This window comes from Streptomyces sp. NPDC006610 (assembly GCF_040611575.1).
GTDB lineage: Bacteria > Actinomycetota > Actinomycetes > Streptomycetales > Streptomycetaceae > Streptomyces.
Window position 1 is genome coordinate 88,325 of the sequence record NZ_JBEXOP010000023.1, and the last position, 12,309, is coordinate 100,633.

Below are 12,309 nucleotides of genomic sequence, written 5' to 3' on the forward strand. Positions count from 1 at the left end.
CGTCCCCTCCCGGACAGGGGCCGACGCCTTACGGCCCCGCTCCCTCCCGGCCCCGTCCCCCACCGGCCCCGTCCCCTCCCGGACGGCCTGTCTACGCCCCGCGTTCATTTCGTAACCCAACGGACACCACTGCATCTGGTCGGGACCAACTCCCTCTCCTTACCCTTGGGTTGGGATCGTTGCCAGGGGGAGGCGCGGTGGGCAGAGGGTTGCACGGGCGCGGGGCGCTGTTCGATGTGGATCCACCCGGTCTCGTCCCCCGGCTCGTGGGCCTGCGTCCCCATCAGCACCGGGTCTGCACGGTGGAGTACGAGCGCGAGCTTCCGCTGCTGGTCCTCACCGGCGCGCGGGGCGTCGGGAAGAGCGCCGTCCTGCGGGAGTTACGGGCCGCGTACAAGGGGCACACGCCGGTCGCGTTCGTGGACTGCGCCGACCCCGAGTTCGCGGCGCCCCCGACCGGGCGGCCCGCCGAGGCGTGGTCGCCGCTCGCGCAGGCCCTGCTGGTGGCCGCCGAGCAGCTGGCCGAGCCGGTCACCGGCGCCGGGCGGATCCAGTTCCCGCGGCTGATGGCGGGCCTCGTCGCGGTCGCCGCGGCAGGCTGGGAGGACGCCGATTCGGGGCGGATCCGGCGCGAGGTGGAGCGCATCCTGCTGCTGAACGAGAGCGCCGCCCGCATCACCGGCCTCGCCGGACGCTGGGCCGGGCGGGTCGCCGCCAAGGTGGTGGCCGCGGCGACCGGCACCGGGGCGCTGCTGACGGCGGCCGTGGAGACGACGCTGGAGTCGCTCGCCGAGGGCATGGCGGGCCGGCGCCGGCAGCGCGCGGCGACCTGGTACCGGGACTACCCCAACGCCGGCGGCCACGCCGAGCGCGGGCTGATGCTGCTGTCGGGGCACTTCCGGGCCGGCGGCACCTCCCGCGAGCACGCCGAGCGGTTCCTCGTCCGGGCGATGCTCGCCGATCTGGCCGACGCGTACGCCGGAGTCCTGGCCCGGATGCAGCGGATCGGCCGGCCCCTCGTCCTCGTCGACAACGCCCAGACCGCGCCCGGCGCCGGCCTGATCGACGCCGTGCTGCGCGACCGCGCGGACGGCGTCGCCGACCAGGTGGTGTTCGTCGCCGGTCTGCGCGGCGACGGCGCCCACCTGCGCAACGCGGTGCGCCGGGAGCTGCCTCAGGTGGTCCGGCGCAGCGGCTGGACGCCGGACCCGGCGGCCCCCTCCTCGCGGGCGCTGGTCGTGTCGCTGTCGCCGCTGAGCCCCGACGACACCCTGCACATCGTCGGCGCGGCCCGCGACCTGCTGCCCGTGCCGCCGCAGCTCCCGCACGCCACGCACCGGCTGACCGGCGGCAACCCGCTCGGCATCACCGTGCTCGCCGAGGCCTCCGCCCAGCATCCCGACGCGGCCTCGCTCGGCGACCTGCTCGTGGCGGACGTACGGCTCGCCGAGGACCAGGAGGCCGTGCCCGCCTACCGGGAGCTGCTCGACCGGCTGGTCCCCGCCGACCGGCTGGAGGAGCTGACCGTGCTGGCCGCCGCCCACGACCACGACTCGGCCTGCGCGCTCGCCGGGGCCCTGCTGCCGGACACCTTCGGTCCGGCGGACGTCCGCGCGCTGCAGGCGCGGCTGGCCGAGGAAGGGCTGCCGGTGGTGCCGGAGCAGTTCGTGGGCAGCCCCTTCGTGCGGACGCTGCTGCTGCTGCGGCTGCACCACCGCGACACCGACCACGCCCGCTGGCGCCTGGCCCACGAGGCGCTGATCCGGCACTACGCGCCCGCCGCCGGCGCCACCGACCCGCACGCCCGCTTCCGGCTGCACCACCAACTGGCCCTGGGCGTTGACGAGTCGGCGATCGCCCACCTGCGGGACTCCTTCGCCTCCCTCGACCCCCTCGCCTGGCTCACCGCCCTGCGCTTCCTCGCCTCCGCGCCCTACTTCCACGCCCACGACGCGGACGGCCGCGACTTCACCGGCCGGGACGACCGGCGCGCCGCCGTCGCCCTGGGCCGCCTGCAGCGGGACGACTCGGTGCCCGCGGGCGCGGACCCGGTGCTGCACCTGCGGATGCGGCGGCTGCTGCACGCGGTGTGGAAGGTGACCGATCCGCTGGTGCTGCCCGACCCGGAGGTCTGCGACCGGATGCGGTTCGAACTGGAACAGCTCTCCAACCTGCGCCCCGCGGGCAGCGCCCTGCTGTGGCGGGCCTCGCGCGAGTGGCCCGAGGACGCCCTGCTGGGCCGGCCGCTGCGCATCCCGGGCGACGACGACCGCGACGACGAGGGGGCATAGATGGCACGGGGACTGGGCGTGTGGCTGCGCGAGGACGTGTGGGAGATCCCGCTGCGCCGCTACCTCGCCATCCTGCTCGCGACGGCCCTCGTGGCCGGGCTCGTCGTCGGCGTGCGGGCCCTCACCCGCGAGGACCGCTCCTGCGCGCCCGGCGTCGTCCGGCCCGAGGGCAGCACGGAGTGCGTCGGAGTGTCGGCCACGGCGTACGACTTCGGGCGGGAGCGCCTGACCAAGGTCATCGCGGCCATCGACAGGGAGAACCGCTCGCTGGAGCCGGGCAGTTACGTCACCGTCGCCCTGCTGGAGCCGTTCACCGCGAAGGAGGACAACACCATCACCGACGTGCTGCACGAGGTGCAGGGCGCGTATCTGGCGCAGTACCGGGCCAACCACCAGACGCACGAGGCGGGTCCGGCGATCCGGCTGGTGCTGGCCAACCCCGGCGCCACCGGGGCTCACTGGAAGTACACGGTCGACCGGCTGGCGGAGATGACCAAGGGGCCGGACAAGCTGCGCGCGGTGACCGGCGTCAGCGTGAGCTCCGAGGGGAACAAGCTGGCCGTCACGGAGCTGACCAGGCGTGGCATCCCGGTCATCGGCTCGTCCATCACCGCCGACGACATCGCCAACGGGCAGCGGGGCAGGGAGCCCTTCCCCGGCCTCGCCCGGGTGGCGCCGACCAACACCGACCTGGCGAACGCGCTGAAGCACTTCGCCGACATACCGGCGAAGCGGGCGATGCTGGTGCACGCCAAGCCGGGCGACCCGTACACGCGCACGCTGCAGAGGTCGTTCGCGCGGATCGTCGAGGGTTCGCCGTACGAGCCGAAGCCGTTCAGCCCGCCCAGGGACCACAACAAGGAGGGGTCGACCGCCAACACCTTCGAGCAGATCACCGACATCCTGTGCGACACCCCGGACACGACGGACACGATCCTGTTCGCGGGCCGGCACGTCCAGCTGCGCCAGTTCATCAACGCGCTGGGCGCCCGCGGCTGCACGGACCGCAGGTTCACGGTGCTGGCGGGCGACGAGGGGTCGTATCTGACCGGTGACCGCAAGCTCGACCGCGACGCCCTGACCCGCCAGGGCAGCAAGCAGCCCGTCGTCGTCCGGTACACCGCCCTGGCCCATCCGAAGGCCTGGTACGAGGACGAGAGGACCGGGTGGAACCCGCCGGCCACCGGCGGCTCGGTGGACGACATCGAGAGGCTGCGCATGCTGATGAAGGGCGCCACCCCGGCACACGAGCAGGGCGAGCGGAACACGTTCGGCGGCGTCACCGACATCACCGCCATCCCCGACATCGGCGAGATCGGCGACACGGCCCTGGACGACGGTCAGCTGATCATCGCCTACGACGCGATGGCGCTCGCGGTGCGCGGCATCCGCGGGGCCGGAGGCGGCGGCGTCCCGTCGCTCGGGCAGGTCCGCAACCAGTGGCCGCAGGTCCAGGGGGACGAGCAGCGGGTGGACGGGGCGAGCGGCTGGATCTGCCTGAACAGCTCCGGCAACCCGGTGAACAAGGCCGTGCCCATCGTGGAGCTGACGCCGGAGGGCCGCACCCGCTTCGTGCGCATCGCCTGGCCGGAGAAGGAAGCGCCGACGGAGTGCATCTCCTGACGACGGCGGGCGGGCCGGTTCCCCGACGCGATCCGCGTCGGGCAACCGGCCCGCCTGCTCGCCCTGCCGCTGTCAGAACCCGGCCGACTGGAGCACGCCCAGGCCGACGTCGGCGTAGGAGTGCTTGCCGGTGACGAAGATGTTGACGCCGTAGTAGTTGAACAGCCAGCAGCCGAACGCCAGCAGGGCCAGGTAGGCGGCCTTGCGGCCCTTCCAGCCGGCGGTGGCGCGGGCGTGCAGGTAGCAGGCGTAGGCGATCCAGGTGATGAAGGACCAGGTCTCCTTGGGGTCCCAGCCCCAGTAGCGGCCCCAGGCGTCACCCGCCCAGATGGCGCCCGCGATGATCGTGAACGTCCACAGCGGGAAGACGGCGGCGTTGACGCGGTAGGAGAACTTGTCCAGGGATGCCGCGGCGGGCAGCCGGTCCAGCACCGAGCTGGCGAAGCGGCCGGGGGTGCCGCCGGAGGCGAGCTTGGTCTCGTGGGAGTCCCGGAACAGGTAGAGGATCGTGGAGACCGCGGCGACGTAGAAGACCGCGCCGCACAGGATCGCCGTGGAGACGTGGATCCACAGCCAGTACGACTGGAGGGCCGGGACCAGCTGGTCGCTCTCGGTGTACAGGACGGTGACGGCGAGACCGAGGTCGAGCAGGACGGTCGTGGTCAGGGGCAGTCCGAGCCAGCGCACGTTCTTCCGCAGCGCGAGCAGCGTGACGAACACGCCGACCGCGACCGTGGAGAAGGTGATGTTGAACTCGTACATGTTGCCCCACGGCGCCCGCTCCACCGACAGGGCGCGGGTGAGGACGCCGCCGAACTCGATGAGGAAGCCGAGCACGCTCAGCGCGACCGCGATGCGCCCGTAGAGGTCGCCCTTCTCGGTGCCGCCGTGCGCGCCGGGGCCGTCCGGCACGTCCCGGTCGCCGCCGGTGGACCGGGCGACGACCTTCGGCCGTTCGAGCACGGCGGTGCCGCCGCCCGTGCGGACGGTGACCGCGGGCGCGTTCGCCGCGGCCGGTGCGGTGAGGGCGGCGGCGGTGCGGCCGACCCTGCTGCGGCTGCCGAAGATCCATTCGGCGATGTAGGCGAAGAAGGCCAGCGTGTAGACGGCCATCGAGGAGTAGATCAGCGTGTTGCTCAGGTTCGCGAGGTTCTCGTTGGTTGCTGCGGCGAGATCCGTTGCGGCGGCGAGAGTCACTTCTCAGCCCCTTCGGCAGATGCAGATACGGCGGGGTCGGCGGGGTCGGACGGTTCGTCGGGGTCGTGGCCGGGCTCCGGTGCGCCCGGAGCCTTGTCGTACAGGACTGCGGCGAGGTCGCCCAGTTCCTCGGGCACCTTCGCGGACTCGCTGCGGCCGAGGCCGGCCATCTCCACGACGGTGACGCCGTCCTCGCCGCGCACCGCGCGCACCCACACGCGGCGGCGCTGGACGAACAGGGAGGCGGCCAGGCCGACGGTCGCGACGGCCGAGCCGCCGAGCGCCCAGCCGCTCGCGGGCTGCCGGGCGATGTTGAAGCTGGCCCACTCCTGGACGCCCTCGAAGGTGACCGACCCGGCGCCGCCCGGCAGTGTCATGGTCTCGCCGATGGCCAGCCGCTTCTTGAACAGCTTGCCGTCGGCGTCCTTGAACTCCTTGAGGTGCTTCTTGTTCAGCTGGTACACGCTCTGCGGGATGCCCGAGTCGACGCCGAGGTCGCCGTGGTACGCCGACAGCGCCAGCCGCGGGTTCAGCAGCGCGGGGAACTGGGAGACCATCGTGCCCCGGCCCTCGCCGGCGAAGGTCGGCACGAAGAAGGCGTTGAAGCCGAGCTGCTCCCGCTTGCCCTCGGGGCTGCGGTAGCCGTCCATGACCTTGATCGCGCCGGTCGAGGTGACGAACCCGTCGAGCGGCAGCAGCGGCACGGCCTCCTTGTCCATCACCACGTTGCCCTTGCCGTCCCGGACGGTGACGACGGGCGCGTAGCCGTGGCTGCCGAGGTGGACCTTGGTGCCGCCGACCTCCAGCGGGTCGTTGACGGTGATGGTGGCCTTCCGCTCCTCGCCGTAGGCGCCGACGCTGTAGTTGACGTGGGCCGCGTAGGTGCGGGCGGTGCCCTGGTTGGGGCCCCGGGTCTCGTAGGTGCCCTCGAACTCCTCGAGGTTGAAGCTGAACGGGTCCAGGTCGTCCTGGGTGAACAGGCTGCCGGAGCGGAAGTCGTCGTACTGCGTGAGGGTGTTGGCGAACCCGTCGCCCTCCAGCACCAGCTTGGTCCCCTCCGACTTGTACAGCTGCCCCCAGCCGAAGGCGACCAGCAGCACGATCAGCGCGATGTGGAAGGCGAGGTTGCCGACCTCGCGCAGATAGCCCTTCTCGGCGGCGACCGCGTCACCGGCGGCGTGCGCCCGGAAGCGGCGCTGCCGCAGCAGTGCGAGGGCGGCCTCGCGCACCTGCTCGGGCTCGGCCCCGGTGCGCCACGTCGTGTACGCGGGCAGCCGGGTCAGCCGGCGGGGCGCCGCCGGCGGGCGTCCGCGCAGCTGGCCGACGAACTGCCAGGTGCGCGGGACGATGCAGCCGATGAGGGAGACGAACAGCAGGATGTAGATCGCGGAGAACCACACCGAGCTGTAGACGTCGAACAGGCCGAGCCGGTCGTAGATCGGGGCGAGGCTCTCGTGGCGCTGCCGGAAGTCGGCGACCTGGGTGGGGTCGACGCCGTTCTGCGGGATCAGCGAGCCGGGGATCGCGGCCAGCGACAGCAGCAGGAGCAGCAGCAGCGCCACCCGCATCGAGGTGAGCTGCCGCCAGAACCAGCGGAGCCAGCCGGTGACGCCGAGCGCCGGCAGGTGGGGCGCCTCCTCACGGGGGGCGGTGGACAGCTGGGAGCCGGCGGCGCTCAGCTCCTGCTCCTCGCCCGGGACCGGGGCCGCGGCCTCGGTCCGGGTGGTTTTCTCGGTGGTCTCTGTGCTGCTCATCGATCAGATCCCCACAGTGAAGCCGTTGGACCAGGTCTGCATCTCCTGCACGAGGCGGTCCCACGCGCCGGTCAGCAGCAGCAGCCCGGTTGCGATCATCATGACGCCGCCGATGCGCATCACCCAGACATAGTGGCGCTTGACCCAGCCGAACGCGCCGAGGGCCTTGCGGAAGGCGATGGCGGCGAGCACGAACGGCACACCCAGGCCGAGGCAGTAGGCGATGGTGAGTACGGCCCCGCGGCCGGCGCTGGCCTGGTTGGAGGAGAGCGCCAGCACGGAGGCGAGGGTCGGGCCGATGCAGGGCGTCCAGCCGATCCCGAACAGCGCGCCCAGCACGGGGGCGCCGACCAGGCCGGCCACCGGCCGCTTGTGGAAGCGGAACTCCCGCTGGGTGAGCCAGGGCATCAGGCCCATGAAGAACACGCCCATCAGGACCATGACGACGCCGAGCACCCGGGACAGGGTGGTCTGGTGCTGCTGGAGCGTGGAGCCGAAGTAGCCGAAGAGGGCGCCGCCGGACACGAAGACGGCGGTGAAGCCGAGCACGAACAGGGAGGCCCCGGCGGCCATCCGGCCGCGTCTGGCCTCGGCCAGGTCGGTGCCGCTGACCCCGGTGACGTACGAGAGGTAGCCGGGGACCAGGGGCAGGACGCAGGGGGAGAAGAAGGAGACGAGTCCGCCGAGCAGCGCGAGCGGGATCGCGAGGAGCAGGGCTCCGTTGAGGACCGTCGCGTTGGTTCCGGTGGCGGCGAGCACGGACGCTGCGGTCACGTCACTTCTCCGCGAGCACGGGGGCGATCATCTCGCGCAGCTTCTTCTCGCTGAGCGCCTGGAGGGTGCGCGCGGCGATCTTCCCCTCCCGGTCGACGACGAGGGTGGAGGGCACGGCCTGCGGGTTCAGGGTGCCCTTCGCGAAGCGGAGCATCAGCTTGCCGGTGGGGTCGTACAGGCTCGGGTAGGTGACCCCGAACTCCTTCTCGAAGGCGCGGGCGAGGCCGGTGCTGGCGTCGCGGGTGTTGATGCCGACGAACTCGACCCCGTCGTCCTTGAGGTCCTTGTACACGGCCTCGAAGTTCTTCGCCTCGGCGCGGCAGGGCGGGCACCAGGAGCCCCAGACGTTGATGACGACGACCTTGCCCCGGTGGTCGGCGACGTCGACGTGCCCGCCGGAGACCGTCTTCCCGGACAGTGCGGGCAGGGCGGCCCGCTCGCCCTTCTCGACGGTGTCGACGCCGTCGGACCCGGCGACGAAGTTGGTGCCTCCGCCGCCCCCGTTGGTGCCTTCGGAGCACGCGGAGACGGCGGCGAGCGCGGCGAGCAGGACCGCGGCCGACGCCGCTCTGCGGATCGGCGGAGCGGCGCGGCGACGGGTGCGGCGTGGGCGGTTCGAGCGCAGGGAGGCGCGGCTGGCGGCACTCATGTGAAAAGTTTCGCATGCCCGTTCCGGGGATCTTGGGCACCCCCTCGTTTAGGCGCCGAAGGCCTTGTCCTTGCCTTTCACGGGCTTGGCGCCGGCCAGCAGGTGGGGGGGTACGAGGTCCCGGGCGGGCTCGCTGTAGGCGATGGACACGATGCGGTCGCCGTCGTAGGTGAACGACGTCAGGGAGGCGAGGGTGCACTGCCGGCGGCGCGGGTCGTGCCAGAGCTTGCGCCGCTCGACGTACGACCGCACGATCCAGATCGGCAGCTGGTGGCTGACCAGCACGGCCTCGTGCCCGCGGGCGCGGTCCTTGGCGGTGTCCAGCGCGCCCATCATCCGCACGACCTGGTCGACGTACGGCTCGCCCCAGGACGGCTTGAACGGGTTGACGAGGTGGCGCCAGTTGCCGGGCCGGCGCAGCGCCCCGTCCCCGACGCCGAAGGTCTTGCCCTGGAAGACGTTCTCGGCCTCGATGAGCCGTTCGTCGGTGGCCACGTCGAGGCCGTGGGCCTTGGCGATCGGCGCCGCCGTCTCCTGCGCCCGCTCCAGCGGGGACGCGCCGACGTGGGCGATGTCACGGTCGGCGAGGTGCTCGGCGACCCGGTCGGCCATCCGCCGGCCCAGCTCGGACAGGTGATATCCGGCCAGCCGCCCGTACAGCACACCGTCCGGGTTCTCGACCTCGCCGTGCCGCATCAGGTGTACGACGGTGATCTCGCTCATGCTGCCGTGGCCTCCGCCGCCGCTCGCGCCGCCGCCGGGAGGGCGTCGGCGATCCGCTGCACCGCGCGCTCGTCGTGCGCGGTGGACACGAACCAGGACTCGAAGGACGACGGCGGCAGGTAGACGCCGTTCGCCAGCATCGCGTGGAAGAAGGCGGTGTAGCGGTACGACTCCTGCGCCTTGGCGGCCTCGTAGTCGCGCACCGGCCGGTCGGTGAAGAAGACGGAGAACATGTTGGAGGCGTTCTGCACGGTGTGCGCGACGCCCTCCTTGCTCAGCGCGTCGGAGACCAGCCCGCGGATCTCCGCCGAGACGGCGTCGACCCCGGCGTAGGCGGCGTCGTCGAGGAGCCTGAGCTGGGCGAGGCCGGCGGCCGTGGCGACGGGGTTCCCGGAGAGGGTGCCGGCCTGGTAGACGGGCCCGGCGGGGGCGAGGTGCGCCATGACGTCGGCGCGTCCGCCGAAGGCCGCGGCGGGGAAGCCGCCGCCCATCACCTTGCCGAAGGTCATGAGGTCGGGCACCACGCCGTCGATCCCGAACCATCCGGCGCGGCTGGTGCGGAACCCGGTCATGACCTCGTCGGAGATGTAGAGGGCGCCGCTCTTCGCGCAGACGTCCTTCAGCCCTTGGTTGAAGCCGGGCACGGGCGGCACGACGCCCATGTTGCCGGGCGAGGCCTCGGTGATGACGCAGGCGATCTCGCCGGGGTGGGCGGCGAAGGCGGCGTGCACGGCGTCGAGGTCGTTGTACGGCAGGACGATCGTGTCACCGGCCTGCGCACCGGTCACACCGGGCGTGTCGGGGAGGGCGAACGTGGCGACGCCGCTGCCGGCGGAGGCGAGGAGGGCGTCGACGTGGCCGTGGTAGCAGCCGGCGAACTTGATCACCTTGGACCGCCCGGTGAATCCGCGGGCGAGCCGGATCGCGGACATGGTCGCCTCGGTGCCGCTGGAGACCAGCCGCACCTGCTCGACGGGCGCGACCCGGGCGACGATCTCCTCGCCGAGGGCGACCTCGCCCTCGCCGGGCGTCCCGAAGGACGTACCGCGCGTGACGGCCTCCTGCACGGCGGCGACGACCTCGGGGTGCGCGTGCCCGAGGATCATGGGTCCCCAGGAGCACACGAGGTCGACGTACTCCCGGCCGTCCGCGTCCGTCAGATACGGGCCGCTGCCGGACACCATGAACCGGGGCGTGCCGCCGACCGCGCGGAAGGCGCGCACCGGGGAGTTCACGCCGCCCGGCGTGACGGCGGCCGCACGGTCGAACAGCGCCTGCGAGGCCGGCGCTTCGTATGAATAGGGCAGTTCGCTCATGACGTGCGACTTCTCCGACTTCTCGGACTCCGGTTGCAGTGACTCCCTCAGAGTAGGCCAGCGGCCGGGACCGGGTATCACGGTGTGCGACGCGGCGGCATCTGCGAAACTGAGACCCGATACACACAGCTTGCGCGGGGTGAGAGGGTCAGGGCCTGCGAGGATCCGACGGTCAGTCGTTTGCGTGCGCACGTTTCGGCGGGCGGCCGTGGGGGAGGTCACTGACACGATGATCGGGTTGCGCGGCCGGGGACACGGGTCCTAGAAAAGCAGTCGGGTGGAGATATGCATCGCGGTGGCGGACTGGGCGAGGGGACTGACGACCTGGGTCCTCGACGTGCCCGGCGGGGAAGGCACCGACGCGAGGCGGAGGAAACGACCGAGGCACGTCAGAACCACGGAGTACCGAGTGAGCCCGAGCCGGTCGACCGGCGGCCGGCCGACCGCCGGACGGAGCGCCGGGTGGAGCGCCTGCGGGCGGAGAGCAGGAATGGTGGTCGGGTGGGGGTGACGTACAAGTACTTCGGCGCGCCGGACGGTGCGACCGCGGCCCGCGTCCCGATCTCGATGCGCCCCGAGGAACTGGGCGGCGACGAGCTCGGCATGAACGGCATGTTCACCAAGATCAAGCCGGAGACGATGGCCGCGATGGTCCTCACCGGCATCGAGGGCGTCCCCCTCCACAAGGTGCCGCCGCTGGAGCTGGTCGTCCTGCACCCCGACTACGCCGTGGTGAAGCTCCCCATGACGGTCGTGGACCCCTTGCGCGGCATCGGCGAGGAGGCGGTCGGCGCGGCGGCCTTCATCTGGTCGACGGTCCCGGACCGGGGCGGCCCGCGGGACGCGTTCAACGTGTACCAGCTGCTGCACGAGTGGCAGGACTTCTCGCACCGGCTGCATGAGGCGGGGCATCAGCCTTACTGCCTGGTGTGGCCGTGAGCTGAGGAGGCTTGGGGGTGGGCGGGGTCTTCGGGTCCCGCCCTTTTCGTGCGGGTCGGGGGGCCGCCCCACTCCCGGGCAGGCAGCAAGTCCGAGCGGTCCCGCACATGTGCGGGCGGCCCCGTCTACGATCAGCCGCCATGGACTGGCTGGAGCGGATGGCGAGGCTGAGGCAGTGGACCAGGAGTGGAACGCGCGCTCCGCACAAGCCGCTGCTGCTCCTGTACGCCCTCGGCCGGTTCCAGGAGGACGCCGGCGGCGGTCTGCGGTACACCGCGGTGGAGCAGGACCTGCAACGGCTGCTGATCGAGTACGGGCCACCCCGCAGGACGACCCCCGCCTACCCCTTCCACCACCTGGTCGGCGACGGCGTATGGGAAGTGCGCACCGATCGCGGACCGGGCAGCCCGGGCAGCGGGGTGCGGGACCTCCGGGATACGGGCGCGACCGGGCGGCTCGCGCCGGACCTGAGAGCGGCCCTGCGACGTGAGCCCGAACTGCTCGGCAGGATCGCGCGCTTGCTGCTCGACCTGCACTTCCCGTCCTCTCTGCACGGGGAACTGTGCGAAGCCGTGGGCCTGGCGCTGGAGCCGGCGGAGGCCGAACCGCTCGCCGCGGCACGCAGGCAGCGGGACCCGCGGATGCGGGAGCGGGTGCTGACCGCCTACGAGTACCGGTGCGCCTTCTGCGGGTACGACGGCAGGATCGGCGCGGTACCGGTCGGGCTGGAGGCCGCCCACGTGCGCTGGTGGGCGTTCGGCGGACCCGACGAGACGGAGAACGGGCTGTGCCTGTGTGCGCTCCACCACAAGCTCTTCGACAAGGGCGTCCTCGGTGTGGGAGACGATCACCGCATCCTGGTCTCGCAACGCTTCGTCGGCCACAGCCCCGCCGCCCGTGAGCACGTCATAGCCCTCGCGGGCCGCCCGCTCATCGGCCCCCAGCCCGGCACACGCCCCGTTGCCGCAGCTCACCGCGCCTGGCATGCCCGGGAGGTCTTCCACGGCGAACCGCGCCCTGCCGCGGCTGCCGGCTGAGCATCC

The 12,309-nt window shown here is 72.4% G+C and carries 10 protein-coding genes; 4 read left to right on the forward strand and 6 right to left on the reverse strand.

Going from position 1 to position 12,309, the window contains the following annotated elements; translation table 11 throughout:
• The first annotated feature begins 197 nt into the window (after positions 1–197).
• Both ABZY13_RS19905 and ABZY13_RS19910 read left to right on the forward strand, forming a co-directional pair.
• On the forward strand, positions 198–2,291 hold the full coding sequence (locus ABZY13_RS19905) for a hypothetical protein (RefSeq protein WP_356632436.1): 2,094 nt from the start codon (positions 198–200) through the stop codon (positions 2,289–2,291).
• Positions 2,292–3,914 carry a hypothetical protein gene (locus ABZY13_RS19910; protein ID WP_356632438.1) on the forward strand — a complete coding sequence of 541 codons (1,623 nt, stop codon included), beginning with the start codon at positions 2,292–2,294 and terminating at the stop codon, positions 3,912–3,914.
• Positions 3,915–3,986: 72 nt separating this feature from the next.
• Here the strand turns inward: ABZY13_RS19910 and ccsB are convergent, their stop codons facing one another.
• Genes ccsB through hemL form a run of 6 tightly spaced genes read right to left on the reverse strand, consistent with a single transcriptional unit; the run spans position 3,987 to position 10,327 of the window.
• On the reverse strand, positions 3,987–5,111 hold the full coding sequence (gene ccsB / locus ABZY13_RS19915) for a c-type cytochrome biogenesis protein CcsB (protein WP_356632440.1): 1,125 nt from the start codon (positions 5,109–5,111) through the stop codon (positions 3,987–3,989).
• Positions 5,108–6,865 carry a cytochrome c biogenesis protein ResB gene (locus ABZY13_RS19920; protein ID WP_356632442.1) on the reverse strand — a complete coding sequence of 586 codons (1,758 nt, stop codon included), beginning with the start codon at positions 6,863–6,865 and terminating at the stop codon, positions 5,108–5,110. Before ABZY13_RS19920 ends, ccsB begins: the two co-directional genes overlap by 4 nt.
• Before the next feature lie 3 nt (positions 6,866–6,868).
• Positions 6,869–7,639, reverse strand: coding sequence for a cytochrome c biogenesis protein CcdA (locus ABZY13_RS19925; protein ID WP_356632444.1), 771 nt, complete (start codon positions 7,637–7,639; stop codon positions 6,869–6,871).
• A 1-nt stretch (position 7,640) separates the two neighbouring features.
• Positions 7,641–8,288 carry a TlpA disulfide reductase family protein gene (locus tag ABZY13_RS19930; RefSeq protein ID WP_356632446.1) on the reverse strand — a complete coding sequence of 216 codons (648 nt, stop codon included), beginning with the start codon at positions 8,286–8,288 and terminating at the stop codon, positions 7,641–7,643.
• A 48-nt stretch (positions 8,289–8,336) separates the two neighbouring features.
• A complete protein-coding gene (locus ABZY13_RS19935) occupies positions 8,337–9,011 on the reverse strand; it encodes a histidine phosphatase family protein (protein WP_356632448.1) in 675 nt (224 codons plus the stop codon).
• Positions 9,008–10,327 carry a glutamate-1-semialdehyde 2,1-aminomutase gene (hemL, locus tag ABZY13_RS19940; RefSeq protein WP_356632450.1) on the reverse strand — a complete coding sequence of 440 codons (1,320 nt, stop codon included), beginning with the start codon at positions 10,325–10,327 and terminating at the stop codon, positions 9,008–9,010. Before hemL ends, ABZY13_RS19935 begins: the two co-directional genes overlap by 4 nt.
• 285 nt (positions 10,328–10,612) lie before the next feature.
• Here hemL and ABZY13_RS19945 point away from each other — a divergent pair, with 285 nt between their 5' ends.
• Positions 10,613–11,266, forward strand: a complete 654-nt coding sequence (locus ABZY13_RS19945; RefSeq protein WP_356632452.1) for a hypothetical protein — start codon at positions 10,613–10,615, stop codon at positions 11,264–11,266.
• Between the two features lie 140 nt (positions 11,267–11,406).
• Positions 11,407–12,303: a phosphorothioated DNA-binding restriction endonuclease gene (locus ABZY13_RS19950; RefSeq protein ID WP_356632454.1), complete on the forward strand. Its 897-nt coding sequence runs from the start codon at positions 11,407–11,409 to the stop codon at positions 12,301–12,303.
• Positions 12,304–12,309 lie beyond the last annotated feature (6 nt).